Annotated in this window: 25 protein-coding genes; 9 read left to right on the top strand and 16 right to left on the bottom strand. The window is 64.6% G+C overall.

Features of this window, described 5'->3' with window-relative positions:
- Positions 1 to 4: 4 nt before the first annotated feature.
- Genes EC86_RS0114165 through EC86_RS0114155 form a run of 3 tightly spaced genes read right to left on the bottom strand, consistent with a single transcriptional unit; the run spans position 5 to position 2,170 of the window.
- A complete protein-coding gene (locus tag EC86_RS0114165; protein WP_029526345.1) occupies positions 5 to 505 on the bottom strand; it encodes a hypothetical protein in 501 nt (166 codons plus the stop codon).
- 4 nt (positions 506 to 509) lie between these two features.
- Positions 510 to 1,505 carry an FAD binding domain-containing protein gene (locus tag EC86_RS0114160; RefSeq protein ID WP_029526343.1) on the bottom strand — a complete coding sequence of 332 codons (996 nt, stop codon included), beginning with the start codon at positions 1,503 to 1,505 and terminating at the stop codon, positions 510 to 512.
- A gap of 5 nt (positions 1,506 to 1,510) precedes the next feature.
- Positions 1,511 to 2,170 carry a (2Fe-2S)-binding protein gene (locus EC86_RS0114155; RefSeq protein WP_156955319.1) on the bottom strand — a complete coding sequence of 220 codons (660 nt, stop codon included), beginning with the start codon at positions 2,168 to 2,170 and terminating at the stop codon, positions 1,511 to 1,513.
- Between the two features lie 240 nt (positions 2,171 to 2,410).
- Between EC86_RS0114155 and EC86_RS0114150 the strand changes: the two genes are divergently transcribed.
- Positions 2,411 to 3,484 (top strand): endonuclease/exonuclease/phosphatase family protein, encoded by a 1,074-nt coding sequence (locus EC86_RS0114150; RefSeq protein ID WP_051675923.1) that lies wholly within the window; start codon positions 2,411 to 2,413, stop codon positions 3,482 to 3,484.
- 144 nt (positions 3,485 to 3,628) lie between these two features.
- Here EC86_RS0114150 and EC86_RS0114145 read toward each other — a convergent pair whose 3' ends face one another.
- Both EC86_RS0114145 and EC86_RS0114140 read right to left on the bottom strand, forming a co-directional pair.
- Complete coding sequence (locus EC86_RS0114145) at positions 3,629 to 3,964, bottom strand: type II toxin-antitoxin system PemK/MazF family toxin (RefSeq protein WP_029526339.1); 336 nt, start codon at positions 3,962 to 3,964, stop codon at positions 3,629 to 3,631.
- Entirely contained in the window at positions 3,961 to 4,209 is a 249-nt protein-coding gene (locus EC86_RS0114140; RefSeq protein ID WP_029526338.1) for an AbrB/MazE/SpoVT family DNA-binding domain-containing protein, read from the bottom strand. Before EC86_RS0114140 ends, EC86_RS0114145 begins: the two co-directional genes overlap by 4 nt.
- 114 nt (positions 4,210 to 4,323) lie before the next feature.
- On the opposite strand from EC86_RS0114140, the gene EC86_RS0114135 reads away from it, so the two are divergent.
- From EC86_RS0114135 to EC86_RS0114115, 5 genes are all read left to right on the top strand, one after another.
- On the top strand, positions 4,324 to 5,955 hold the full coding sequence (locus EC86_RS0114135; protein WP_029526337.1) for a B12-binding domain-containing radical SAM protein: 1,632 nt from the start codon (positions 4,324 to 4,326) through the stop codon (positions 5,953 to 5,955).
- A 110-nt stretch (positions 5,956 to 6,065) separates the two neighbouring features.
- A complete protein-coding gene (locus EC86_RS0114130; protein ID WP_029526336.1) occupies positions 6,066 to 6,485 on the top strand; it encodes a sll1863 family stress response protein in 420 nt (139 codons plus the stop codon).
- Positions 6,486 to 6,595: 110 nt separating this feature from the next.
- The gene (locus tag EC86_RS0114125; protein ID WP_029526335.1) at positions 6,596 to 7,024 is read left to right on the top strand and encodes a universal stress protein; all 429 of its coding nucleotides are present in this window, start codon (positions 6,596 to 6,598) and stop codon (positions 7,022 to 7,024) included.
- 70 nt (positions 7,025 to 7,094) lie between these two features.
- Entirely contained in the window at positions 7,095 to 7,946 is an 852-nt protein-coding gene (locus EC86_RS0114120; protein WP_029526334.1) for a creatininase family protein, read from the top strand.
- 282 nt (positions 7,947 to 8,228) lie between these two features.
- Positions 8,229 to 9,458 (top strand): PQQ-dependent sugar dehydrogenase, encoded by a 1,230-nt coding sequence (locus tag EC86_RS0114115; protein ID WP_408633920.1) that lies wholly within the window; start codon positions 8,229 to 8,231, stop codon positions 9,456 to 9,458.
- 156 nt (positions 9,459 to 9,614) lie between these two features.
- On the opposite strand, the gene EC86_RS0114110 is transcribed toward EC86_RS0114115, so the two are convergent.
- From EC86_RS0114110 to EC86_RS0114085, 6 genes are all read right to left on the bottom strand, one after another.
- On the bottom strand, positions 9,615 to 10,328 hold the full coding sequence (locus tag EC86_RS0114110) for a histidine phosphatase family protein (protein ID WP_029526330.1): 714 nt from the start codon (positions 10,326 to 10,328) through the stop codon (positions 9,615 to 9,617).
- A 328-nt stretch (positions 10,329 to 10,656) separates the two neighbouring features.
- Complete coding sequence (locus tag EC86_RS0114105) at positions 10,657 to 11,142, bottom strand: Csu type fimbrial protein (RefSeq protein WP_084181358.1); 486 nt, start codon at positions 11,140 to 11,142, stop codon at positions 10,657 to 10,659.
- Positions 11,120 to 13,486: a fimbria/pilus outer membrane usher protein gene (locus EC86_RS0114100; RefSeq protein WP_029526327.1), complete on the bottom strand. Its 2,367-nt coding sequence runs from the start codon at positions 13,484 to 13,486 to the stop codon at positions 11,120 to 11,122. The genes EC86_RS0114105 and EC86_RS0114100 overlap by 23 nt, the downstream gene beginning before the upstream one ends.
- Before the next feature lie 130 nt (positions 13,487 to 13,616).
- The gene (locus tag EC86_RS0114095; protein ID WP_084181354.1) at positions 13,617 to 14,363 is read right to left on the bottom strand and encodes a fimbrial biogenesis chaperone; all 747 of its coding nucleotides are present in this window, start codon (positions 14,361 to 14,363) and stop codon (positions 13,617 to 13,619) included.
- Positions 14,364 to 14,417: 54 nt separating this feature from the next.
- Positions 14,418 to 14,933 carry a spore coat protein U domain-containing protein gene (locus EC86_RS0114090; RefSeq protein ID WP_084181352.1) on the bottom strand — a complete coding sequence of 172 codons (516 nt, stop codon included), beginning with the start codon at positions 14,931 to 14,933 and terminating at the stop codon, positions 14,418 to 14,420.
- A gap of 68 nt (positions 14,934 to 15,001) precedes the next feature.
- Positions 15,002 to 15,472 (bottom strand): spore coat protein U domain-containing protein, encoded by a 471-nt coding sequence (locus tag EC86_RS0114085; protein ID WP_029526323.1) that lies wholly within the window; start codon positions 15,470 to 15,472, stop codon positions 15,002 to 15,004.
- Between the two features lie 524 nt (positions 15,473 to 15,996).
- On the opposite strand from EC86_RS0114085, the gene htpG reads away from it, so the two are divergent.
- From htpG to EC86_RS0114070, 3 genes are all read left to right on the top strand, one after another.
- Complete coding sequence (gene htpG / locus EC86_RS0114080; RefSeq protein WP_029526322.1) at positions 15,997 to 17,886, top strand: molecular chaperone HtpG; 1,890 nt, start codon at positions 15,997 to 15,999, stop codon at positions 17,884 to 17,886.
- Positions 17,887 to 18,055: 169 nt separating this feature from the next.
- Positions 18,056 to 19,639, top strand: coding sequence for a L,D-transpeptidase family protein (locus EC86_RS0114075; RefSeq protein WP_029526321.1), 1,584 nt, complete (start codon positions 18,056 to 18,058; stop codon positions 19,637 to 19,639).
- The gene (locus EC86_RS0114070) at positions 19,636 to 20,193 is read left to right on the top strand and encodes a peptidoglycan L,D-endopeptidase MepK (protein ID WP_029526320.1); all 558 of its coding nucleotides are present in this window, start codon (positions 19,636 to 19,638) and stop codon (positions 20,191 to 20,193) included. Before EC86_RS0114075 ends, EC86_RS0114070 begins: the two co-directional genes overlap by 4 nt.
- Before the next feature lie 213 nt (positions 20,194 to 20,406).
- Here EC86_RS0114070 and EC86_RS0114065 read toward each other — a convergent pair whose 3' ends face one another.
- The 5 genes from EC86_RS0114065 to EC86_RS0114045 all read right to left on the bottom strand — a co-directional run bounded on the left by EC86_RS0114065 (position 20,407) and on the right by EC86_RS0114045 (position 24,280).
- Positions 20,407 to 20,955 (bottom strand): M23 family metallopeptidase, encoded by a 549-nt coding sequence (locus EC86_RS0114065; protein WP_232229887.1) that lies wholly within the window; start codon positions 20,953 to 20,955, stop codon positions 20,407 to 20,409.
- A gap of 22 nt (positions 20,956 to 20,977) precedes the next feature.
- A complete protein-coding gene (locus EC86_RS0114060; RefSeq protein ID WP_036772198.1) occupies positions 20,978 to 22,003 on the bottom strand; it encodes a L,D-transpeptidase family protein in 1,026 nt (341 codons plus the stop codon).
- Positions 22,004 to 22,143: 140 nt separating this feature from the next.
- Positions 22,144 to 23,193, bottom strand: coding sequence for a serine/threonine protein kinase (locus EC86_RS0114055; RefSeq protein ID WP_029526317.1), 1,050 nt, complete (start codon positions 23,191 to 23,193; stop codon positions 22,144 to 22,146).
- A gap of 105 nt (positions 23,194 to 23,298) precedes the next feature.
- Complete coding sequence (locus EC86_RS0114050; RefSeq protein WP_029526316.1) at positions 23,299 to 23,718, bottom strand: organic hydroperoxide resistance protein; 420 nt, start codon at positions 23,716 to 23,718, stop codon at positions 23,299 to 23,301.
- Between the two features lie 67 nt (positions 23,719 to 23,785).
- Positions 23,786 to 24,280, bottom strand: coding sequence for a MarR family winged helix-turn-helix transcriptional regulator (locus EC86_RS0114045; RefSeq protein ID WP_036772194.1), 495 nt, complete (start codon positions 24,278 to 24,280; stop codon positions 23,786 to 23,788).
- Positions 24,281 to 24,296 lie beyond the last annotated feature (16 nt).

Below are 24,296 nucleotides of genomic sequence, written 5' to 3'. Positions count from 1 at the left end.
GGCTTCAAGTTTGACATAAACCCCTTGGGCTGCAATTCAGGAGGGCTGAACAGTCACCCTTTTTTTTGCTTGGTGGAACGAACGATGCGGCCGTGTCCATCTCCAGCCGCCCGCGCGACACGCTGTATTTGGCCTGGACCAGCCTCGCTCCACGGCGCGCCGCCGCAGCGTTTTCGGCCACGACAAAAGCCACCGGCTGCCCGGCGTACTTGATCTCGGTGCCGGTCATCGGCCAGAAGCTTGAAGTGCCGGGGCCGCCGGCGTAAAAGCCCTTGGGCGTCTCGTACTTCGGAATCGTCTCATGCGTGTAGACGGTGATGACGCCTGGCTCGGCCAGCGCCTCGCGGATGTCGATGGACGTCAGGCGGCCTCGTGCGATGGACGAGACCACCAGCTCGCCGAAGAACATGCCGGCCGGCATGAAGTCCGCTGCATATTTGGTCTCCCCGCTGACCTTGCGGGGCGCCTCGTAGCGCGTGACCGGGGTGTTGATCGTCTGTGCCATCTCGTCAGCCTTTCGCGCGCTGGTGCGCTGTCATCAGTGCGCCGGCCACCACGTCGGCGCCGAGTGCGATCTTGTAGGCGGAATCCTTCAGCGGCGTGGCGTCGGCAAATGCGGCGCGGCCGGCTTCGCGCGCCAGCGCTTCGCTGAACACCTTGCCCTTGAGCACCGCCTCGGCGGTGCTGGCACGCCATGGCTTGGCGGCAACGCCGCCCAGGGCGATGCGCGAGTCGCTGATGCGGTCGCCGTCCAGCGCCAGCCCGACCGCCGCAGAAACCGCCGCAAAGGCATAGCTCTCGCGGTCCCGGGCCTTCAGGTAATGGCTGCCCTTCATCGCCGCCACGACCGGCACCTCGATCATGGTGACGATCTCGCCGCGCTTGAGCGGCGTTTCGACCTCGGGGCTGTTGCCGGGCAGCCGGTGCAGGTCGGCAAACGGGATGCGTCGCGTGCCGGCCGCCGACACCGTGGAGACGACCGCGTCGAAAGCGATCAGCGCCTGCGCCCAGTCGCCCGGGTACATGGCGACACAGGCCTTCGAGCCGCCCAGGATCGCGTGCAGGTGCGTCAGTCCGCCGTCGAGCGCAGCGCATCCCGAACCCGGCTCGCGCTTGTTGCACTCATAGCTGGTGTCGCGAAAGTACGGGCAGCGCGTGCGCTGCAGGATGTTGCCGCCGAGCCGCGCGCTGTGGCGCAGTTGCGGCGACGCGGCCTTCCACAGCGATTCGCTGAGCGCCGGGCAGGCGCTGCGAAGGGTTTTGTCGTCGCCGACATCGGCCATGCGCGCCAGCGCGCCAAAGCGGATGCTGCCGGCGCCGACCTGCAGTCCCTGCAATTCGGCCAGGCCGGTGATGTCGACCAGACCCTTGGGCTGTTCGACGTCGAGCTTGAGCAGGTCGATCATCGTCGTCCCGCCGGCCAGCACCTGCCAGCCGTCGTGGGTGCTGAGTTGCCGGACAGCGTCTGGCAGGCTGGTCGCGCGGTGGTAGTCGAAGTTTCGCATGGTGTTCAGCCCTTGCGCGCGTCGCGCACCATTTCGACCGCGGCGACGATGTTGGGATAGGCGGCGCAGCGGCACAAATTGCCGCTCATGTATTCGCGGATCTCGGCGGCGCTGCCGGCGTGGCCTTCTTCAATGCAGGCCACGGCCGAAATGATCTGCCCTGGCGTGCAGTAACCGCACTGGAAGGCGTCCTTCTCGGCAAAGGCCAGCTGCATTGGGTGCAGCGCGCCGTCCGGGCCGGCCAGGCCCTCGATCGTGGTGATCTTCGCGCCGTCAACAGAGACCGCCAGCATCAGGCAGGAATTGCTGCGCCGGCTATCGACCAGCACCGTGCACGCGCCGCACTGGCCGTGGTTGCAGCCGATCTTGGTGCCGGTCAGGCCCAGGGTGTCGCGCAGGGCGTCGACCAGCGTGGTGCGTGGCTCGACCGTCAACGTGCGGGGTTTGTTGTTGACGGTCAGGTGGATCGTGGCCCACGCACCGGCCGCAACATTCGCTGCCGTCGCAGTCGTCGTGCGTTCGGCATTGGCGGCGCGGCCAGTGGCGGCGGCAGTGGTCGCAGCCATCGGTGCGCAACCTGACAGCAGGCCAATCGAGGCGCCACTGGCGGCCGTGCCTCGAAGAAAGTTGCGGCGGGCCGCGTCAGGTGGCGGGGTATCGGGCATGGGTCCGGCTCCAGGGAGTGATGGCGATATGGCCAGCCTGAAACTGTCAAATATGGCCGGATTTCAGGATGTAGGGCGAATGCACTGTCGCCTGTAGGAACCGATGCCTGCGTTTCCCCGCAGGATCATCACCATCGCCCGCAGCCTGGCGGGCGATCCGCTTTGTGCAATGGGAAGCGGGGGTTCAGGTATCCTTTCCCGGATCTGGCGCTCCAATGCGTCGTCTATAAATCCCTGCACATGATCCTGCACTGGCTTGTCGCGCTGACCGCAGGTCTGGCCATCCTCTCGACACTCCTGCCGTTATTGCGCTGCGATGCTTGGTGGGTGCGCATCTTCGAGTTTCCCCGGGTCCAGATCACCGTGGTCAGCCTGGTGACGCTGCTGGCTTACGGGGCCATCGGCAATGCCTGGCAGGCGACCGACTGGCTGCTGTGGGTTGGCTTGGCCGCCTGCACGGTTTTCCAGACCATTCGCATCGCCCCCTACACGCCGCTCTTCCCGAAGCAGATCCACACCGCCCCGCAGCCTGCCGAGAAGGACACGCTGCATGTCATTGTGTCCAATGTGCTGATGTCCAACCGCAAGGCTGAGGCCCTGCTGCGGCTGGTGCGCCAGCGCAAACCCGACCTGCTGCTGACGGTCGAGTCCGACCGGTGGTGGGAACAGCAGCTCAACACGCTTGAGGCCGATTACCCGCATTCGGTCAAGTGTCCGCTGGACAACCTCTACGGCATGCACCTGTATTCGCGACTGCCGCTGGTCGATCCGGAACTGCACTTTTTGGTCGAGGACGACGTCCCGTCGATCCACGCCAAGGTGCGCCTGCCTTCCGGCCGGCTGGTCAGCCTGCACTGCGTTCACCCTGCGCCACCGAGCCCCACCGAAAACGCCACCTCTGCCGAGCGCGACGGCGAGTTGCTGCTGGTGGCGAAGTCTCTGGACAAGCCGGCCCGTTCGGTGGTGGTGATGGGCGATCTCAACGATGTGGCGTGGTCGGCCTCGACCCGGATGTTCCAGCACCTGAGCGGCTTGCTGGATCCACGCGTTGGCCGCGGCACTTTCAACACCTTTCATGCGCGCTATCCCTTCCTGCGCTGGCCGCTGGACCATGTCTTTTGTTCGCCGGATTTCACGCTGGTCACGATGGCGCGGTTGCCGAACATCGGTTCCGACCACTTCCCGATCGAAGCGGTTCTCCAGCGCGATCCACACGCGGTTGCGCTGCACGACGAACCCCAGGCGGATGCCGAGGAACGCGAGATTGCCGATGAAAAGATCGACAAGGTGGACGCCGACCGTCAGGCCCTTTAGGACCTGCGACGGTATCGGCATCATCCGTTGCCGCGAAGTTGCTTTGAGTCGAAGGCCGCAAGCAAAAATCCAGGCGCGACTTTCAGGTGGTCGGCGTGTGACCGTGCGTTGATGCACTGACGCGTCAATCCGCCTCAATCCGCCTCAACCCGGCGCAAACACCGACTGCAGCGTCGTCAGCAGTTTTTGCAGCGTCGCCGGATGCACCGCGCCCAGGCGCTTCACCAGCCGCACCTTGTCCAGCGTGCGCAACTGGTCCTGCAGCACCAGCCCGGATGTGCCCTGAAACGTCAAACCAATCCGAAAGGCGGCAGGCTGCGAGCCGGTGGTCATGGGGGCGACGATCACGGTGCGCAGGTAATCGTGCAGCTCGGGCGGCGAGACCACCACGCAAGGCCGCGCCGTTTGAATTTCACCACCGACCGTGGGGTCGAGATCGGCCAGCCAGACATCGCCCCTCGCTACCGATGGACGGCTCACCACACCAGCTCCGCATCCCCTTCATTGCCCGGCTCGGGCCACACCAGCGCATCGTCGCCCGCCGCTGCCAGGCGCTGGCTGTCCTGCGCCCAGCCTTCTCGCGGGCTGCGCTGGGGCGGGCGAATCTCGATCACATTGCCGTTGACCTGCAAGTCGGCCACATCGACCAGGCCGAGCTGCTTCAAGATGGGTTTGGGAATCAGGATGCCTTGGGAGTTGCCCATTTTGCGGATCGGAATCTGCATGAATTTCTCCTGAAAAATAAGCACGATATTTGCATTTTGGCGGATTTGCATGCGCTAAAAATGGGCGCTTTTCCGCATGAAACGCTTCCAGATTCAGTCCTTGATAATGCCGCCATGCCTTCCCCTCAAACGCCTGACGCGTCCGACTCGCCCGCCATCGTCCTGGCCACGCTCAACGCCAAATACATCCACGCCTCGCTCGGCCTGCGCTGCCTGCTGGCGAACATGGACCTGCACGGCGGCGCGGGCCTGCGCGCCGTGACGCAGTTGCGTGAATTCACGATTCAACAGCGGCCCTTGCAGATCGTGGAAAGCCTGCTGGCGCTCAGCCCCAAGGTGATCGGGCTGGGCATCTACATCTGGAACGTGGTCGAAACCACGCAGGTCGTGCGCCTGCTCAAAACCCTGCGGCCCGACATCAAGGTCGTGCTGGGCGGGCCGGAGGTCAGCTTTGAAACCGGCGAGCAGGACATTTGCCGGCTGGCCGACCATGTCGTGACCGGCTGGGGCGACGTGAGTTTTCCCAGGCTGTGCCGCGCGCTGCTCGACGGCCCGCAGCCGCTGATGAAGGTGATTGCCGGCGAGCAGCCGCCTTTGGACGATCTAGCCTTGCCCTATGGCGAATACACCGACGAGGATTTGGCCCAGCGCCTGCTGTATGTCGAAGCGTCGCGCGGCTGCCCGTTCAAGTGCGAGTTCTGCCTGAGTTCGCTCGACAAGACCGCTTGGGCGTTCGAACTGGACCGCTTCATGGCCGAGATGGACGCGCTGTACCGGCGCGGCGCGCGCAACTTCAAGTTCGTGGACCGCACGTTCAATCTGAAGGTGGACTTTTCGGTTCGCATCCTGCAGTTCTTCATCGACCGCATGGCACCCGACCTGTTCGTGCATTTCGAGGTCGTTCCCGACAGCCTGCCGGACCGGCTCAAGGCGCTGATCGTGCAGTTTCCGGCGGGTTCGCTGCAGTTCGAGGTCGGCATCCAGAGCTTCAATCCAGAGGTGCAGCAGCGCATCTCGCGCAAGCAGGACAACCTGAAAACCGCCGACAACCTGCGCTGGCTGGTCAATGAAAGCCGGGCGCATGTGCATGCCGACCTGATCTTCGGCCTGCCGGGCGAGACGCTGCAAAGCTTTGCTGACGGCTTTGACCGCCTGCATGAACTCGCGCCGCATGAGATCCAGTTCGGCATTTTGAAGCGCCTGCGCGGCACGCCGATCACCCGGCATACGGTGGACTTCGCAATGGCCTACGACCCGCAGACGCCGTACACGATTTTGCAAACCTCGACGATTGACTTTGCGACGATGCAGCGCATCGGGCGCTTTGCGCGCTACTGGGAAATGGTCGCCAACTCGGGCCGGTTTTCGGCGGCGCTGCGCCTGCTGCTCAGGGACAGTCCCGACGTGGCGGGTTCGGCCTTCCATCATTTTCTGGCCTTTTGCGACTGGCTGTGGCAAACGACCGGCAAGACGCATGAGTTTGCGCTGGAAAAGCTGGTGGACCTGCTGTTTGACCACCTGACGCAAGCCCGTGGCCTGGACGCTGACGCCGTGCGCGCCGCGCTGGGGGCCGATTACCGCGCCAGCGGTGCGCGCGGTCGTCCGCATTGCCTGGCCGATCTGCTGGCTGCCGATCGCAGCGCCCAGCCGGCTGGCGCCGCCAAGCCCCGGTCCGAGCGGCAGGGCCGGCATGTCAGCCAGCAATCGCACCGCGACGCCATCCAGAAGGCGGCGGCAGCGGCTTGAAGCGAAATTTCTGGCGCTGACTCGTGCGCGCTTGATGTTTCTCAAGGGTTCCGGCCGGGCCGGGGCTAGATTTCAGCTTGACATCGTCATCCCGGAAAAAGGAATCCATCATGAAAAAATCCTTGTCAGTCGTGGGCCTGGTGCTTGCGGTGGCCGCCGCGTCGGTTGCCTGCGACAAGATCAAGCCGCCCATGCCGGAACTTCAAAAAGCCCCCGCAACGTCAGGCCAGGCCAGTCCCCCGGAGGGCGAACGCACGGCCTTCGCGCAGGCCGCGCAAAAAGAGCTGGTCGACCTGAAGGTGACGATTGCCGGATTCAAGGCCAAGGCTGAGGCGGCCAGTGCCCAGACCAAGGCCAAGCTGGGCGAGGAGGTGCAAAAACTCGAAGCCGATCTGCGTGTGGCCGAGCAGCGCCTGGGGGAGTTGAAAGCCGCCACGGTGGAGTCCTGGAATCAGGGGAAAGCGTCGTTCAGCAGTTCGCTGGAGAAGCTCAAAGGCGGCGTTGAAAACTTTCGCAAGAACGCTGTCTGAGGAGGTTTGTTCGCAAGGGGCCTTGGCCGGCGGCGGCGCACTTTGCCAGTCTTGCATTGCTGTCCGGGCGCTGGTAATGTGCGGGGTTTTTACTCACTAAAGGAGTAGGCATGCTGAAAATATTGATTGCAGTGGACGGTTCCGAGCATGCCAACCGGGCCATCGAGGCGGTTGGCAGCATGGCCCGCTCGTCGCTCGAACTGGAGGCTGTCTTGCTGTGCGTCAGTCCCGAACCCGTTTTTTATGGCAGCTACACCGCCGCCACCATCCAGAAAATCGAGGACGAGCAGGTCATTCAGCAAAATGCCATTCTGGCCAAGGCCATGGAGCAAGCCCGGGCCGCCGGGCTGAGGGTGGCCGAGCCCGCCCGGGCTTACGGCGTCATTGCCAATGAGATCGTGCGGGCCGCCAAGGACCGACAGGTGGACCAGATCGTGATGGGCACGCGCGGCATGGGCGCGGTGGGCAACATGCTGCTGGGTTCGGTGGCCCAGCGGGTGCTGCACCAGTCGCCCGTGCCGGTGCTGCTGGTCAAGTAGTCCGGCACGCTGCGTGACGCTTGCGGCCGGGCCGAACCCACGAATGGCTGGTGTCGCTGAAAATACGCGCATGACACTTGATGCGACCCCACCTCCTTCCTTGCCCCGTCTATGGGCCGACCTGAAAACGACCGACTTCGCGCAACTCGACCTGGCCCGCTGCATTGCGGTGCTGCCGGTCGCCGCCATCGAGCAGCACGGCCCGCATTTGCCGCTCAATGTCGATGCCACGCTGGTCGATGGCGTGATCGCCAGCGCGCTGCCGCACCTGCCCGCCAGCCTGCCGGTGCTGTTTTTGCCCACGCAGTCCGTCGGCTTCAGTCCTGAGCACACGCGCTTTGCCGGCACGCTCACGCTCAGGGCCGAAACCATCCTTCGGCTGTGGACGGAAATTGCCGAGTCGGTGGCGGCCACGGGCGTGAAAAAGCTTGTGCTGCTCAATTCGCATGGCGGCCAGGTCGGCTTGATGGATGTGGTGGCGCGCGACCTGCGCACCCGATTGGGGCTGTTGGTGTACAGCGTCAATTCCTTCAACCTGCCGCTGCTTGATGAGCGCGGCGACTCGGTGGCGGCGCGGTTCAGCGCGCATGAGCACCGCTTCGGCATCCATGCCGGCGAGATCGAAACCTCGATGATGCTGGCGCTCAGGCCGGGCCAGGTTGACATGGCAAAGGCGCAGGATTTTCATTCGACCTCGCAGGACCGGGCCGAGAAGTTCAGCATCCTGGGCGATGGCCGCAGCGCCAAGCTGGGCTGGCAGATGCAGGACTACAACCCGCACGGCGCGGTCGGCAATGCTCAAGCGGCCACGGCCGAAAAAGGCCATGCGCTGCTGTCCGCCATGGGCCGCAGCCTGGCGCAACTGCTGCTGGAGATCGACCAGCTGCCGCCCGATACGCTGCAGGGCGACACGGCATTTTGACCATTGCCACCCGTGCGGCTCAATGCGCAGGCACTGGGGCAGGGTCAATGGCTGACAAACGACCGCGCCGCCCGCCGATAACTGCGGGCGCAGGCTGCGGACAAAGTATCGACAAGGGTTTTGCCGTGTGATGCGGCCGGCTTCCCATTGCTTTTAAAAGGAGTTTTCATGCCATCAGGCACTTTTGATAACCGCCGGCGGCTCGCTGGCGCCTTGTTTCTGGGCCTGCTGGGTGGCTTGGCCGCCTGCGCCGACACCGCCAAACTGGACCCGGCGCAGGGCATGGGCGCCATGCCGGTCTTGCCGCAGCCGACAACGAGCCTGATTCCGACCGTCAAGATCGCGCCCGCGCAGGGCTGGCCCGACGGCACGATGCCGACCGCCATGGCCGGACTGGCCGTGACGGCGCTGGCCAGGGACCTGGACCATCCGCGCTGGGTTTACGTGCTGCCCAACGGCGACGTGCTGGTGGCTGAAAGCAACAAGCCGCCGCCGAAGGACAAAGGCTTCAGCCTGCGGGGCTGGGCCATGGGCGTGGTGATGAAAAGGGCAGGCGCCGGCGTGCCCAGCGCCGACCGCATCACGCTGCTGCGCGATGTTGATGGCGACGGCGTGGCCGAAACCCGTTCGGTGTTCCTGGACGGCCTGACGTCGCCCTTCGGTATGGCCCTGGTCGGCGCCAACCTGTACGTGGCCAATGCCGACGCCATCGTGCGCTTTCCGTATGAAACCGGCCAGACCCGGATCACCGCGCCGGCCGTGCCGGTGACCGACCTGCCCGGCGGGCCGATCAACCACCACTGGACCAAGAACATCATCGCCAGCCCGGACGGCAGCAAGCTCTTTGCAACGGTCGGCTCCAACAGCAATGTCGGCGAAAACGGCATGGAGGCCGAAGCCGGGCGCGCCGCGATCTGGGAGGTCAATCTCCAGACCGGACAAAAGCGCCTGTTTGCCAGCGGCCTGCGCAACCCCAACGGCATGGGCTGGGCACCGGGAACGGGCGCCTTGTGGACGGTGGTGAACGAGCGCGACGAGATCGGCAGCGACCTGGTGCCCGACTACCTCACGTCGGTGAAGGACGGCGCTTTCTACGGCTGGCCCTACAGTTACTACGGCCAGAACGTCGATGCGCGCGTCAAGCCGACCCGGCCCGACCTGGTCGCCCAGGCCATCCGGCCCGACTATGCGCTGGGCTCGCACGTGGCGCCGCTGGGCCTGGCTTTTTCAGAAGGCAATGCCTTGACGCCGGCGCTGGCCAGCGGCGCCTTCGTCGGCCTGCATGGTTCGTGGAACCGCAAGCCCTTGAGCGGCTACAAGGTGGTGTTCGTGCCGTTCGTCAATGGCCAGCCGTCCGGCCTGCCGGTCGATGTGCTGACCGGCTTTTTGAGCGCCGACGAAAAGGCCCATGGACGCCCGGTCGGCGTGGCCATCGACAAGCGCGGCGCGCTGCTGGTGGCCGACGATGTCGGCAACACGGTCTGGCGTGTCAGCGGGACGGCGGCGCGCTGAAGACGAACAAGGGCTTTTCGGCGGGAAATAGTGATAAAAAATGGTGTTTCCGCAAGCGGGGCGTGCAGTTGCAGCTATTTAATTCATAGCTAAATCGGCTTTTGGCGGGTGAACCGGATGCCCCCGAGCGGTTCCGCGAACCGGCAGCTGGCCTGGTCAGGCGTAGGTCACCCAGCCGGCATATTCGGGCGCATCGAGATGCGGCAGCGTGTTGAAGGTCTGCAGCCGGTGGCGCCTCGGGCTGAAGGCAAATTCGGTGACCGAGCAGTTGCGGATGCCCAGGTTCAGCTCGATCATGGCCTCCGGGCTGGTGCCCAGCACGTGGCCCACCGCCGTCGCAATCGGCCCGCCGCTGGACACCAGCAGCACGTCGCCCTGGTAGTGCGTGCGGATGTGTTCCAGCGCCCCGGTGATGCCGGCGACAAAGCCGTTGTAGTCCGGCATGCCGCGCGGGCTGACCACGCCGGCCATCCATTGCGCCAGGCCGTCCTTGAGCAGGCGAAAGTGATGCCGGTACAACTCGGGCGTGTCGGGCCTGGCCAGCGGATACGGATGAATCGCGCCAATCACGGCGGCGCTGTCGTATTCGTTGAGGCCGGGCCAGGACAGATGCGGCAGGACGCCCGCCGGCGCCCTGTCTGCCGCTACCGTGCTGTCTGCAAACGCCGCACCCATGCCTTCGCAGATGCCGGCAAACGTCTGCACCTGGCGGTTCAGCGTGCCGGTCAGCGCGGCCTCGAAGCGCAGTCCCTTGCTCCTGAAATACTCACCCAGCCGCACACTCTGCCGGTGCCCGAGCGGACTGAGCACGTCGTAGTCATCGGCGCCAAACGAAGCCTGGCCGTGGCGTACCAAATAAAGTGTTCCCATGGCAGGAATTTTGACCAGCTGGACGAGTCGCCCTTGTCGCCCGGGGGACGCGCTGCCTGGCCTGCAGGCTCATGGCCAGCGCTTTGACGCTGACGAGTTCGTTGCCCGGTTCCCGGCGCAGCTTCCGGGCCTTGCACCGCGCCCGACCCAGAGCGCGGCGCATCCGTGTCAAGGCCACCGGCACGCTGCCCCGAGCGCTCGCCAGCGACAAGCTGACAGCGACCTGGCAGTTGTCTTGCGGCACAAACCCCCTTGAGGGCTTTCATGGCGCTTCAATTTCCATTCCTGTGGAAGCAAAACAGCCGGCTCATTTGCTGACACAGTAAGGCTAGGGCATCACCGTCAGCACGACGTTGTCGGCGTATGTACCTTTGAGCACATCCTGGCCGGCCGGGATACGGCCGAAAATCATCACGCTCAATTGCGCCGACGATTTGTTCGGCACCGCCAGCGTCCGCGTGAAGGCATCAAGCCCGGGAACCTGGCCCCAGACGCTGGTCCTGCCGGCATCCCTGAACAGGTTGTAGTCGAGGAGGTCGCCACCGGGCATCTTCATTTTCCGGCTGGCGGTGGAGCCGCCATGGGCGCCGGGGCCGATGGCGATGGTGACGTTGATGTTCTGCGGTCCGCCTTCCCGGCTGCAGGTCACGTTGACGGTCGCATCGGTGTCGAGGCTGGTGACGTTGAAAACGTCATAGCTTCCGAATACTACGTCGCCAATGGCCAGCGAGCACATCGTGGTGGCGTTTCCCGCGCCGGACGCGAGCGACAGTGCCATCCATGCAGCGGTCCTAATGGTCGAATTGGCAAACATGCTGTTCTCCGAGGTCGATGAGCATTTCCTGCGATGGCGGCACCGTCAGTTCAAAGGCGCAGCGCCGCTCGCCAAGCGTGAAACGGGCGGCGTGACGCCCCGGCTTCAGGTTCTCGATGTAGAACTCGCCGCCCCGGCCGGTCGGGGTGACCGTCTCCTTGCCGTCAATCATGACGAACAGGTCAATGTATTCAACTGCCTGCGCCTGGCCGGCGATCCGGACGGCAAGCCGGCCGGTGATCGCCTGGATGCGCATGACATCGAAGCGGATGACCGAGCCGCTGCGCAGAGGCGGCGAGAGGTTCAATTCCTTGTCGGCGATCACATAGTCGATCGGGATGTCGCGGTCGTCGATGGCCACGCGGTTGGCCACATACGATCCGAGGTTGGGCAGGAAAACCCTTCCCGCCGCATCGGTGCGGCCGATTTCCTGCGCGCTGTGATAGACGCGCACGCCCTGCAGCTCTCCGACCTTGACGATGCCGAAACTGTCCGTGACGGGCCGCGAGAAGGCAAGCGCGCCGCCCACATACGCAATGCCGCCACCGATGCCCAATTGGTACGCTTGCTGCGAGGCGCCGCCCGGGCTGCGGTTGGATACGAGGTCCGCCGTGTAAACGCCATGCGGTCCATTGTATTGAAGCGATGGCGCGAAACGGTAGCCGTCGCCGAGGCCGTCGTTGCTGCTGCGCTCGCCGACCATGCGATAGCCAAAACCTTCGCCGACCGGCACGTTGCTGCCGAACTGCACCACGTCGCGGGTGCTGCCGTCGCGCTGGCTGTGGAAGAAGTTCGTCGTGACATTGCGCTTCGGGCTGTAGGTGAGCGCCAGGAAAAAATTAGTCGAAGGTGCGGTGAGCAGGGCGCCCGTCACCCGGCTGACCGAAGCCAGCACGCTGAGCGCGCCGAACAGTGTGCGCGAGTAGCCCAGGGATACGCTGCGCTGATCGCCGCCCTGGTACTGCCGCAGCTGGCGCCAACCGACGTTCAGGCTGCCGATCAGCGCAGTGCCGTAGCTGGCGCCGACGCTCAGTTCCGTTTTTGGACGGTCTGCCGCAGCGGCCTGTCCGACCGTTTCGTAATGCGGCGAGGTGCGCCTGAGTTCGGCCTGTCCGTTGAAATGGCGGGCCTGGTAGGTGTAGCGGGCGACGCCGGCCCAGCCGCTGCCAGCCGGGTTGCGCCCTGCCGACAGGTTGCCGGAAACGACACCGATGTTGTCCAGGCGCAAGGCTGCGGTGGCGCCCAGATTGAAGCGGCCTGGTTCGGCTTCGCCCCGGCCTCCGAGCGTCAGGCTGTCGCTGATGCCGTAGCGATGAAAAGCCGACAGCGCCAGCCGGCCGTAGTCGTTGCTGGCGATGCCCAGGTTTTCTCTCTGAAAGCCGAGGTTGTAGCTGTAGTCGTGCAAGCCCTCGCGCAGATTCGTGTCGGTGAAATAAAAGGGATAGACAAGGGTCTGTTCCCGTCCGAAGCGGTCGCGGATGACGACGGAGACCTCGCGCTGGCCGCCGTAATAATTCAGGTTGCGCAGCGCGAACTGGCCCGGCTGCAGCGTCTCGGTCCGGATCCGCACGCCGTCCAGATAAATCTCCGCCTGTGCCGGGGACGTGATGTTGCCCACGAAGCTGGCCATCGGCTGCCGGATCAGATAGGGGTCGATCTGGTAGGACTTGGAAAAGCTGATGCCGCCCAGACTGAGGAAAGCGCCCAGATCACCGGAGGCGGCGCTGAAGTCCCCGAGCGTCCAGCGCTGCAGCGTGCGCCTGTCGTCGTGGGTCAGGCTGGTGCCGTAGCGGATGTCCTGGCGCAGGCCGGCGCCGCGCGCGTGGGCCGATTCGGAACGCAGCAGGAAGTCGCCCGCGCGCGCGCCCAGTTCGGTGGACAGCGTCAGGTTGTTTGGCCCGCCCGCATTGTCGCCAGAGTAGAGGGTGCGGTAGTTGAAAAAGGCGCTGTTGTCGCGCGGCTCCAGCACGCGTTGCGCTCGCCCCGGCTGCAGGTCGAGGGTTTTTTTGGGCAGCCGCTCCGGCGGCAAGGTCACGAACAGCGCCAGCTTCGCTTCGTCGAAACGCAGCTCGCTCGCCTGCAGCGCGCGCAGGGAAAAACGCGCTTGCCCTTCCACCGCAACCGGCGCGCCGTAAGGCGGCTGCACGCCCATGTCCTTGAGGTCGGATTCATCGACGAGAAAGTCTTCGCCAGGCGCCTCCATGACGGTGAATTCGCCCTTGCGCACGCCATTCAGGTGGATCTCGACAATGAGTAGCTGGCCGCCGGCGGGGGCCGGCATCCGGGGCGGGCTCCCGGTCGGGCGGGTGAGTTCGCTGGCCGGCTTCAGGTCGTCGGCCGTCAATTCCCCCCCGCCTGGCGATGCCGCGCCGACGACAAGCGGCAGGGCGCAAGCTATTGCGGCGGCGGTTCTGGGCCAGGCCCATGCCCCCGTGCTTGCCATCCGTCCGCCTTCGGGCAACAGCGCCTTCCCCTCAAGGTCCGCACATCGAGGCATTGACGTCCAGCGTTCCCTTGAGTTCGAGCTGGTCTGCCTTCATGGTGACATCGATCTGCTTGAGCTTTGTGCAGGCTGAAGCTGGCAACTCGATGGCGTACTCGCGCGCGGCCCCGGCCAGCAGGTACCAGCCCGGTGTTTCCTTGGAGAAAGCCTCGCCAGAGGCGGCCGTGATCGACTTGATGGTGAAGTGCGCGTTGCCGCTGTTGCGCACGCCGACCCGCAGAACGCCTTTTGCCATGTCGAGCTTTTCAATTTCGCCGCGAATCTCTTCCTTGGCCGGCTTGACGAAAATTGGCACGCCAAAGCGCACGGCAATCGCCACCCGGGCGCCGCCGGGCGTGGGCGGAGCTGGCAGTTCCTCGATGAACAGGCGGTAGGTTTTCTCGCGTTCGAGGGTTGGCGTGCGCAGGCCGACGCGCACCAGCTTCTGCTCGCCCTTTTCCAGCGTCATCAAGCGCGGAAAATAGATCAGATCCTCGGCTTCGCGGTAGTCGTCCTTGCCGGTCGCGTCCTGCGTCCATTCGAACAGCCGCAACTGCACGCGCAGCGAGTCGGCCTGCTCGTCGTTGGCGACAGTGATGGCGCCGCTCCTGGCGCCGCGGTCAAGCTCGATCCGGATCGGTGACACACCGAATTGCCCCGCCCCGGCCGGTGTCAGGACGGCAAGCGCGAGGAGAAGACCTCCAAGCCGGTGGAGGGTTTGGATTTTGAACGGGGACATTGATTTCTTCGTTGGGCGGAGCCGGTGTCCGCGCACCCCGCTGCGGAGATTGCGTCAGGGACTCAGTGTAATGACAACGGTGTCGGCATACGCGCCCATGGCCGCATTCTGGAAACTGGCCGGCGTGACCGAGCTGGAGAGGGTGATGGTCTGATCCGCGTTCTTGGCGATCGTCCCGGATGAGGGCGTCAGTGTCAACGCATAAGGAAGATACTCGTTCAGCGTCGCGTGCTTCATGCGGTTGAGATTCACGCCGGTCTTGTAAAGTCCGCTGTCATGGCTGAGCGCATACGAAACAAGGGGCGATGCACCGCCGCATCGGATGGTCAGCGTAGCCGAAGCCGTAGCGTTGATGTTGCTCGACGGGTCGATGTTGCCAAAGGCCAGGGTCGCGGACCCTGGCGCTCTGAACTTGCAATTGTTGTTCGACAGCACGGTAGCACCAACAGAGACGGTGCTGCTGTCGGCAGCGTACGCAGGGGTAGCAGCGCCGAGCAGGAGCGGAGCGAAAAAAAAACACCACCCCAGTCGGGCTGGCGTGGTGGATCGTGGTGAATTGCGGCGTGGCATAAGCTGTCCCGTCCGCTTGGTCGTACCGTACTTGGGCGGTGCCGTGAATGCGGCAGTACGTTCGGGTATCAGGGGGTGATTGACAGGACGACAGTATCGGCGTAGCTGCCGGCGGATGCGTTGACAAAATCGGTATTCGCAACTGATGCCGAGCTTAGCGTCAGGGTGATCGGAGTGGTCTTGCCTGTGCCGGTTCCGGTAGCCGTATAGGAGAAGGAGTATGGAATGTACTCGGTCAGACTGGCGTGCTTCATGCGGCGGGCACCCGCAGTAACTGAATTCGCACCATCGTTGCCGGTGACCGTGTAAGCCGCTCCTTTGGTACACCAGAAAATAGGGCTTGTCACCGTTCCGGCGGCGGCAGCGGCAGAATTTGGATCAAGCGTGAACGCGATTGCACCGCCGCTGTTGAACTTGCAGGTTCCGGTGACCGTTGCTGATACTGCAACGTTCGCGGTATCAGCCGCCAGCGCGGAAGTGTTGCCCAGGAAGCCGGCGACGCAGAGGGCGCCGACGAGACCGAGTTTATTGAATTTCATTTTTTTCGTCCTTGAGTCAAAAAAGATACTGCGAATGCGTGGTCAATCCGTTTGATGCGTCCGCAAAAAAGGAGTATCTAAACGTTATCTAATTGTATGTCCAAGTGTTTTTTATGTATATAAATTCATTAATGAATGCCGGACCGGTTTATATGAAAACGTGCCAAAAATCACGCAATTACCGACTGAAATGCGGAGTTTTTGCGTCATTTTTGGCGATAAATAGCTTTGTTCGATTTTGTTTCCTGGCGCTGAAAGGGGAATCCCTGGTGGCGGCTTTGTGTAACATATCGTAATCAAACGCCTTTGGGGTGCGTTAGCCGGATTTTTTCTGAAACTTGTAACAGTATTGAAACAAGTTCGTTCCGACCTTGCGCTCAGCTGAAACATCACAAAGCCCGATCTTTTTCGATGCAAAAGCAATGGCGCTGGAAAAACGGGGCATCGCCCATAATTGAGAGTCCATGCGACCTGTTCAGGGGCGCCAGTTTTTGTTTTTCAATTGTCAAACCTTCAATTCCATAATGAGCAAACAAACCCTTTCCTTCCAGGCCGAAGTCGCCCAGCTGCTCAAGCTCGTCACCCATTCGCTGTATTCCAACCCCGACATTTTTTTGCGCGAGCTAGTCTCCAATGCCTCGGACGCCTGCGACAAGCTGCGTTTTGAAGCCTTGAACGATGCCGGCCTGTACGAAAACGACAGCGAACTGAAGGTGCGCGTGAGCTTCGACGCGGCCGCCAAGACCTTGACCATTGCCGACAACGGCATCGGCATGTCGCAGCAGGAAGCGATTGACCACCTCGGCACCATCGCCAAGAGCGGCACGCGCGACTTTGTGTCCAAGCTGTCGGGCGACCAGAAAAACGACTCGCAGCTGATCGGCCAGTTCGGCGTCGGCTTTTATTCGGGCTTCATCGTCGCCGACAAGATCACGGTGGAAAGCCGTCGCGCCGGCCTGGCGGCTGCCCACGGCGTGCGCTGGGTCAGCGACGGTACGGGCGAGTTCGAGGTCAGCGAGATTGAGCGCGCCGAGCGCGGCACCAGCGTCACGCTGCACCTGAAGGACGAGTCCAGCGACTACCTGAACGCCTGGAAGCTCAAAAGCATCATCAACAAGTATTCCGACCACATCTCGCTGCCGATCCAGATGGAAAAGGAAGAGTGGAAGGACGGCGAGAACGACCAGCCCGGCGAGATGGTGAAGACCGGCGAATGGGAAACGGTAAACCAGGCCGCCGCGCTGTGGACGCGCGCCAAGAAAGACATCACACCCGAGCAGTACGACGAGTTCTACAAGCAGATCAGCTACGACCAGGAAGCGCCGCTGGCCAGCACCCATAACCGCGTGGAAGGCTCGACCGAATACACCCAGCTGCTGTTCATCCCGTCCAAGGCGCCGATGGATCTGTACCAGCGCGACAAGGCTGCTGGTGTCAAGCTCTACGTCAAGCGCGTCTTCATCATGGACGACGCCCAGGCGCTGCTTCCGACCTACCTGCGCTTTGTGAAAGGCGTGGTCGATTCGTCCGACCTGCCGCTGAACGTCTCGCGCGAGCTGCTGCAGGAAAGCCGCGCCGTCAAGGCGATCCGCGAAGGCTGCACCAAGCGCGTGCTGTCGATGATCGAGGACCTGGCGAACAACGAGCCGGAAAAGTTCAAGACCTTCTACGCCGAGTTCGGCGCGGTCCTGAAGGAAGGCCTGGGCGAGGATTTCGCCAACCGCGAGCGCCTGGCCAAGCTGCTGCGCTTTGCCAGCTCGACCCTAGATACCACCAGCGTGAGTTTTGCCGACTACAAGGCGCGCATGAAGGACGGCCAGGACGCGATCTACTACATCACCGCCGACACGCTGGCCGCCGCCAAGAGCAGCCCGCAGCTGGAAATTTTCCGCAAGAAGGGCATCGAAGTGCTCTTGATGGCCGACCGGGTCGATGAATGGGCGCTGAACTACCTCAACGAGTTCGACGGCACGCCGCTGCAGTCGGTCGCCAAGGGCGCGGTCGATCTGGGCAAGCTGCAGGACGAGGACGAGAAAAAGGCCGCCGAGGAAGCGCAGACGCAATTCAAGCCGATCCTGGACAAGCTCAAGGAAGCGCTCAAGGACAAGGCCTCCGACGTTCGCGCCACCTCGCGGCTGGTCGATTCACCGGCTTGTCTGGTGGTGCAGGACGGCGACATGTCCACGCAGCTGGCGCGCATGCTCAAGCAGGCCGGCCAGGCCGTGCCGGAAAGCAAGCCGATCCTGGAAGTCAATGCCCAGCACCCGCTGGTGAGAAAACTCGAAGCGAGCAGCGAATCGGCCAGTTTCGATGACCTGGCCAACATCCTGTTCGACCAGGCGCTGCTGGCCGAAGGCGGCATGCCGGCTGATCCGGCGGCCTATGTGCGCCGGGTGAATGCCTTGCTGGTGTAAGGCGCGTAACGCCGTAACGCCTGCATGCTGACCCGGACGGGTCGCCTGCCGAAAGTCCCGCCGGTTTTGCCTGCGGGACTTTTTTCGTTTGTGGCATGAAGGCGTGCGGTCGGTTTCTTCGCCTTGGCGGGCACGCAGCCTGCCCTTCTGCAGCGGCCGATAATGGACGATGAACATGAAGAACTGCCTGTCCTCGCTCCTTGGCCGCGCGGCCCTTGTGCTGTGGCTGTTCTGCGGCACCGCCATGGCGGCGCAGGGGCTGCCGTGGTTCGATGGCGACCGACCCGGCGCCCAGGCGCATGAGGCGGTGGCCGTGCTGGCCGCCGCCGCCAGCCACGGCCTGGCGCCGCAGGACTACAGCGCCGCCGCGCTGGGACGGTCGATTGCCGGGGCTGCACGGGGTTCACCGCTTGACGCCGCCGCGATGGCGCTCCTAGAGCAGGCGCTGAACACGGCGATGGAGCGCTACCTGGCCGACGTCCACTCGGGCCGCGTCGATCCGCAAAAGATCCATCACAACTTCAGCCCGCCGCAGCGCGAGCCCTTTGATGCCGGCGCCTACCTGCAGGCCGCGCTGGCGGCCGGACGGCTTGGTGACGCGGCGCTGGAGGCCGCGCCGCGCCTGCCGATCTACGGCAGCCTGCGCGAGGCGCTGGCCGCCTACCGCGCGCGCATCGACCATGCGGCCTGGCGCCAGCCCCTGCCGCCGCTGCCGGGCGGCAAGTCGCCCAAGCTGGCGCCGGGTCAGGCGTATGCGGCTCTGGCTCCGCTGGCCGAGCGGCTGGCTGATCTGGGCGACCTGCCGCCCGGCTTGGCGCAACCGGCGGCGCGCTACGACGAGCCGCTGGTCGGGGCGGTCAAGGCCTTTCAGCTGCGCCATGGGCTGGCCGCCGACGGCGTGATCGGCAAAACCACGCTGGCGCAGCTGCAGGTGACGCCCGCTGCCCGCGCGCGCCAGATCGAACTGGCCCTGGAGCGGCTGCGCTGGACGCCCTTGATGCAGGGTCCGCGCATGATCGTCGTGAACATTCCCGAGTTCGTGCTGCGCGCCTACGAAGTACAGGACGGCCGCATCCAGGTACAGGAAGAAATGAAGATCGTCGTCGGCAAGGCGCTGGACACGCGCACGCCGCTGTTCGACGAGGACATGCGTTTCATCGAGTTCAGCCCGTACTGGAACGTGCCGCCGTCCATCGCCCGCGCCGAGATCGTTCCCCGGCTGAGGCGCGACCCCGGTTATCTGGCGCGCCAGGAGATGGAATTCGTATCAAACGGCGGCCGCGTGGACCGGACGGTGTCGGCCGGCCTGCTGGACGCCGTGCTGGCCGGCAAGGCGCGCATCCGCCAGCGGCCGGGGCCGAAAAACGCGCTGGGCGACATCAAGTTCGTGTTCCCGAACCGCGACAACATCTACCTGCACCACACGCCGGCCACCGAACTGTTCCAGCGCGACCGGCGCGATTTCAGCCACGGCTGCATCCGTGTCGAGCATCCGGTGGAACTGGCCAAATTCGTTCTGAAGAACATGCCGGACTGGACCGACGAGCGCATCCGCACGGCGATGAGCCGTGGCCAGTCGGCCACGCTCAGGCTGCCCGAGCCGGTGCCGGTGCTGATTGCCTACGGCACCACGCTGGTCAAGGACGGCCGCACCTTTTTCTTTGACGACCTCTACGGGCTGGACCGGCTGCTCGACGCTGCCCTGCGCCAGCATTCGCAAACGCTGCCAACCCTCTACGGAGACGCCCCATGACCCATCCCAAGACCCCCGCCCGCCGCCACTTCCTGCGCCAGACAGCTGGATTTGCCGCCGCCGCCCTGCCGGCACTGGCCGCGCCCGCTGCCTGGGCTTCCGTGCCCGACGCGCGCGGCCTGGCGCTGGTACACACGCATACCCACGAGAAGATCGACCTGGTGTATGCCAGCGGCGAGCGTTATGTGCCGCAGGCGCTGGGCTGGCTCAACCGCTTCCTGCGCGACCACTACACCGGCGACATCGGCGTGATCGACCCGCAGGTGTTCGACCTGCTGTATCGGGTGCAGCAGGCGCTGGGCAGCAAGGGCGCGTTCGAGGTGATCTCGGGCTACCGCTGTCCGGCCACCAACAGCCGCCTGCGCCAGACGCGCAGCGGCGGCGTGGCGACCAAAAGCCTGCACATGGAAGGCCGCGCGATTGACGTTCGCCTGCCCGGCGTGCCGCTGGCCGATCTGCACCAGGCGGCCTTGTCGCTGAACGCGGGCGGCGTGGGTTTTTACCCGCGCGACCAGTTCGTGCACCTGGACACCGGCCGCGTGCGCAACTGGTGATTCCATTTAAAGCCGGCAGGTCGTTGCCCTGCCTTGGCCGTGACTGCGCTGCCTGCGGCTTCGCGCTCAAGGCAGCTTCGTTTTGAACAGTAAACGGTTTTTTGGCATCAAATAGGCTGCTTGCGCACTACTGGTATGCGCAAGCAGCTATGAATAAAATAGCAAAAACTGCCATGCGCTTTGCGCGCTTTGGGTGACGCTCCAGACCGGCGCTCAGGGCGGCTTGCCGCCCAGGTAGGGGAAGGGGTTGACCGGCTCGCCTTTCCACCACTGCTTTTCCGGACCGAGCCGGAAAATGGCGAAATGCAGGTGCGGCACGTCTGCCCTGGCATTGCCGGTCGCGCCGACATAGCCGAGCACGCTGCCGCGCCGCACCGCCTGGCCCTCGGCCAGCCCGTCGGCATAGCGCTCCAGGTGCGCGTAGTAGTAAGCAAATCGCCCGCTCGGGTCGAACTGGTACACCGTGATGCCGCCGGGCTGGCTCAAAAACAGCTTGACGATGCGGCCGTCGTCCACCGCCAGCACCGGCGTGCCGGTGGGCGCGAGGATGTCGATGGCCTCGTGGCCGCGCTGGCCGCCGTCCCGGCCATCGCCAAAGGTGTCGCGCAAGTCGCTCGCGGTGATGCCCTGCACCGGCAGCAGCAGGACCGGCGGCTCGGCCGGCATGCCGGTGGCAGCCCCGTCTGAAACACCCGCCGGGGCAGCGGCCAGGGCGCTGCCCGCCCAGGCCAGGCAAAGCAGCGCGGCTAGGCGCCGGCTCATGCTTCGGCGGGCCACCCCATGCTCAGGCATGGACATCCACCGCAAACCCGACCTTGACCGCCTTCGCCACGCGCAGCACATCCCAGTTGGTCAGGTGGATGCAGCCGTTGGATTCGGACCAGCCGACGCGCTCCGGGTCCGGCGTGCCGTGGATGCCCCAGTGCGGCTTGCTCAGGCCCAGCCAGTACACGCCGACCGGGTTGTTCGGCCCGGCCGCGATATCGGCCTTGATATCGGTTTTCTTGCTGCCCTTGAGCAGCGTCGGGTCAAAGGTGAACACCGGGTCTTTGGCGGCGTTTTTGATTTCCATGCGGCCGACCGGCAGCGGATCGGACGCGCCGCCCATGCTGATCGGAAAGGCCGCCACCGGCAGCGCGTCCTTGTCGAGCAGGAACAGCACATGCCCGGACTTGTCGATGCGGATCGACGCGGCCCTGGCCGGCGCTTTCTCGGGGCCGGGCGTGGGAACGATGATCTTGTCGCCGGTCTTGAACGTGCTGCCCCGGTTCACGGTTTGCAGCCACTTCGGGCTGCAATGGAATTTTTCACCCAGTGCTTCCTGGACCGATTCAAAACCCATCCGCTTGAGTTCGGCGCGCTTCATCGTGTCGGCGGGCAGCTTGTCGAAGGGGCCGGCGGCATCCTCGGCGGTGAGCGTGTACTCGCTGAGCACCGGCGCAGGCGCATCGCCGGCCAGTGCTTTCCAGGTGCCTGCGTCGATGCGGCCAGTTGATTTCAGTTGGTTCGCCGTCTGGAACGCCGCCACCATGCGGCGCATGTTGGCGCCAAAGGCGCCGTCGATCTCGCCCGGAGAAAACCAGGCATGGTCGAGCAGGACCTGCGCACGCAGCACGGCATCGCCGCGCGCGCCCTGGGCCAGCGCCGGCATGCCGGTGTCTGCATTGACGCGCTCCATCAGCGCCGCGCCGGTCAGCGCGCTGGCCGGCTTGCGGTGCTGCGCGGCGAATGAGGGAAAAGCCGCCGTGGCAGCGCCTGCGGCCAGCCAGGCCAGCAGCGGCCGGCGCGAAATCGGGAATGGGGAGGGCATCAAGGCTCCAGTAGGGAAGAGTAGCCATCCTAGGGCGGCCTGCAGCTCGACCGTGTCAGCAAACGCCGTGTTGCCGGGTCGCTGCAAACCGCCTGGTGCCATTCCTTCCCCTGCACCGCCGTGCACGGGGCCAGGCGGCTTCAGGCGACCAGCGGCGCCGCCTGCATGGCCTCGGTCTGTTCAATCAGCATGTCCACCTGGCCTTTCCAGTAGTCGCTGGAGCCAAACCACGGGAAGTTGATCGGGAAAATCGGGTCGTGCCAGCGCTGCGCCAGCCAGGCGCTGTAATGCACCAGGCGCAGCGTGCGCAGCGGCTCGATCAGCGCCAGCTCGCGCCGGTCGAATTCGCCGAACTCGTCGTAGCCATCGACCAGCGCGCCCAGCTGGCGCAGCTGCTGGGGCCGGTCGCCCGACAGCAGCATCCACAAATCCTGCACCGCCGGGCCGCTGCGCGCATCGTCCAGATCGACAAAATGCGGGCCGGCCAGTGGTAAGCCTTCGGGCGTCCACAAAATGTTGCCGGGGTGGCAGTCGCCATGCAGGCGCAGCTGGCGCGCATGGGGAACGCTGTCAAACACGCCCTGGGCGACGGTCATGGCTTCGTCGAAGGCCTGGTGCCAGCGCGATTCCATGTCCAGCGGCAGGTAGCCGCCCGCCAGCAGGACATCGCGCGAGGCATGGCCGAAAGTCTGCAGATTCAGCGCCGGGCGATGTACGAAAGGCCGGGCCGCGCCCACGGTGTGGATGCGCGCCAGGAAGCGGCCTATCCATTCCAGCACGTCCAGGTTGTCCAGCTCCGGCCGCCGGCCGCCACGGCTGGGCGACACGCTGAAGCTGAAGCCCTTGAAATGGTTCAGCGTCGTGCCGTTCAGTTCCAGCGCGCCGACCACGGGAATCTCGGCGGCCATCAGTTCGGCGGCAAACCCATGCTCTTCCAGGATCTGCGCGTCGCTCCAGCGGTCGGGCCGGTAGAACTTGACCACCACGATGTCGCCGGCCAGTTCCGCACTTCCGACCGGGCTTTCCAGATGCACCTGGTACACCCGGTTTTCATAGCTGGACAGCGCCATCAGGCGGCCGTCGCCCAGCAGGCCGACGCTGGCCAGCGCGTCCAGCACCACGTCGGGCGTCAGGTGTTCGTAGACATGGATGTCGTGGCGCGCCGCAGCCGCCTTGTTGTATTGGGTCATGCTTGATTGTCGCGCCACCGGGGGCCGGGCTTCAAGGGCGGCAGGCGCAAAAAAGCCCGCCGGCTGCAAAACCGGCGGGCCTTGGGCGCGGCCCTGGGTGCGCGCTTATTTCAGCGTCAGCGTCACGTCGATGTTGCCGCGCGTGGCGTTGGAGTACGGGCAGACCTGGTGGGCGGCATCGACCAGCGCCTGCGCTGCGGCAGCTTCCATGCCGGGCAGGGAGATGTCCAGGCGGACGGCGATGCCATAGCCATTGGGAATCTTGCCCAGGTCCACGCTGGCGTCGATGCTGACGTCGGCCGGCAGGGTGATTTTCTGCATGCCGGCCACGGCCTTCAGCGCGCCGATGAAGCAGGCCGAGTAACCGGCGGCAAACAGCTGCTCGGGGTTGGTGCCGTTGCCGGTCGTGCCGGGCGAGCTCAGCGTGACATTCAGGCGTGCGTCGCTGGATTTGGCCTGGCCGTCGCGGCCGCCGGTGGTGTGGGTCTGGGCGGTGTAGAGCACCTGGTCAAGCTTCGTGGTCATGCAAAATTTCCTGTGAAAAAGCCTTTTGTGAAGGCAGGGTTGAGAAAACAAAAATCAAAGCCGAAACTCAATCCGCGCCGCCCTGCACCAGCCGCTGGCGCAGCGCCTGCACCTGCCGCGTCAGCGCCACCAGTTCGGGCACCGGACACTGCGCGGCATTCAGGATGCGGCCCGGAATACTGGCGGCCCGGGCTTTCATCTCGCGGCCGGCTGCAGTCAGCGTGATGTGGACGCGCCGCTCGTCGTGTGCGTCGCGCTGGCGCGTCACCAGGCCGGACGCCTCCATCCGCTTGAGCAGCGGCGTGAGCGTTCCAGAGTCCAGCAGCAGCCGCTCGCCGAGTTCGGACACCGACAAGCCGTCTTGCTCCCAGAGCACCAGCATCGCCAGGTACTGCGGATAGGTCATGCCCAGCGCGCTCAGCAGCGGCTGGTACAGCCGTGTCATGGCCAGCGACGCCGAATACAGCGCAAAGCACAACTGGTTGTCCAGCCGCAGCAGGGTGTCGGTGTTTGCGCCTGGCGGTATCAAGCCAGAAGCCGGATCGGGCAGTTCATGAGGCATGGTTTGATTATTGCAC

It is taken from the genome of Polaromonas glacialis (genome assembly GCF_000709345.1).
GTDB lineage: Bacteria > Pseudomonadota > Gammaproteobacteria > Burkholderiales > Burkholderiaceae_C > Polaromonas > Polaromonas glacialis.
The sequence above is the reverse complement of the archived record's forward strand: the minus strand, read 5'-3'. Positions and strand labels throughout refer to the sequence as shown.

Excerpts from the sequence above, each read along its gene's own strand:
- EC86_RS0114165 (WP_029526345.1), bottom strand. The coding sequence starts at position 505 with ATGGCACAGACGATCAACACCCCGGTCACGCGCTACGAGGCGCCCCGC.
- EC86_RS0114160 (WP_029526343.1), bottom strand. The coding sequence starts at position 1,505 with ATGCGAAACTTCGACTACCACCGCGCGACCAGCCTGCCAGACGCTGTC.
- EC86_RS0114155 (WP_156955319.1), bottom strand. The coding sequence starts at position 2,170 with ATGCCCGATACCCCGCCACCTGACGCGGCCCGCCGCAACTTTCTTCGA.
- EC86_RS0114150 (WP_051675923.1), top strand. The coding sequence starts at position 2,411 with ATGATCCTGCACTGGCTTGTCGCGCTGACCGCAGGTCTGGCCATCCTC.
- EC86_RS0114140 (WP_029526338.1), bottom strand. The coding sequence starts at position 4,209 with ATGCAGATTCCGATCCGCAAAATGGGCAACTCCCAAGGCATCCTGATT.
- EC86_RS0114135 (WP_029526337.1), top strand. The coding sequence starts at position 4,324 with ATGCCTTCCCCTCAAACGCCTGACGCGTCCGACTCGCCCGCCATCGTC.
- EC86_RS0114130 (WP_029526336.1), top strand. The coding sequence starts at position 6,066 with ATGAAAAAATCCTTGTCAGTCGTGGGCCTGGTGCTTGCGGTGGCCGCC.
- EC86_RS0114125 (WP_029526335.1), top strand. The coding sequence starts at position 6,596 with ATGCTGAAAATATTGATTGCAGTGGACGGTTCCGAGCATGCCAACCGG.
- EC86_RS0114120 (WP_029526334.1), top strand. The coding sequence starts at position 7,095 with ATGACACTTGATGCGACCCCACCTCCTTCCTTGCCCCGTCTATGGGCC.
- EC86_RS0114115 (WP_408633920.1), top strand. The coding sequence starts at position 8,229 with ATGGGCGCCATGCCGGTCTTGCCGCAGCCGACAACGAGCCTGATTCCG.
- EC86_RS0114110 (WP_029526330.1), bottom strand. The coding sequence starts at position 10,328 with ATGGGAACACTTTATTTGGTACGCCACGGCCAGGCTTCGTTTGGCGCC.
- EC86_RS0114105 (WP_084181358.1), bottom strand. The coding sequence starts at position 11,142 with ATGTTTGCCAATTCGACCATTAGGACCGCTGCATGGATGGCACTGTCG.
- EC86_RS0114095 (WP_084181354.1), bottom strand. The coding sequence starts at position 14,363 with ATGTCCCCGTTCAAAATCCAAACCCTCCACCGGCTTGGAGGTCTTCTC.
- EC86_RS0114090 (WP_084181352.1), bottom strand. The coding sequence starts at position 14,933 with ATGCCACGCCGCAATTCACCACGATCCACCACGCCAGCCCGACTGGGG.
- EC86_RS0114085 (WP_029526323.1), bottom strand. The coding sequence starts at position 15,472 with ATGAAATTCAATAAACTCGGTCTCGTCGGCGCCCTCTGCGTCGCCGGC.
- htpG (WP_029526322.1), top strand. The coding sequence starts at position 15,997 with ATGAGCAAACAAACCCTTTCCTTCCAGGCCGAAGTCGCCCAGCTGCTC.
- EC86_RS0114075 (WP_029526321.1), top strand. The coding sequence starts at position 18,056 with ATGAACATGAAGAACTGCCTGTCCTCGCTCCTTGGCCGCGCGGCCCTT.
- EC86_RS0114070 (WP_029526320.1), top strand. The coding sequence starts at position 19,636 with ATGACCCATCCCAAGACCCCCGCCCGCCGCCACTTCCTGCGCCAGACA.
- EC86_RS0114065 (WP_232229887.1), bottom strand. The coding sequence starts at position 20,955 with ATGAGCCGGCGCCTAGCCGCGCTGCTTTGCCTGGCCTGGGCGGGCAGC.
- EC86_RS0114060 (WP_036772198.1), bottom strand. The coding sequence starts at position 22,003 with ATGCCCTCCCCATTCCCGATTTCGCGCCGGCCGCTGCTGGCCTGGCTG.
- EC86_RS0114055 (WP_029526317.1), bottom strand. The coding sequence starts at position 23,193 with ATGACCCAATACAACAAGGCGGCTGCGGCGCGCCACGACATCCATGTC.
- EC86_RS0114050 (WP_029526316.1), bottom strand. The coding sequence starts at position 23,718 with ATGACCACGAAGCTTGACCAGGTGCTCTACACCGCCCAGACCCACACC.
- EC86_RS0114045 (WP_036772194.1), bottom strand. The coding sequence starts at position 24,280 with ATGCCTCATGAACTGCCCGATCCGGCTTCTGGCTTGATACCGCCAGGC.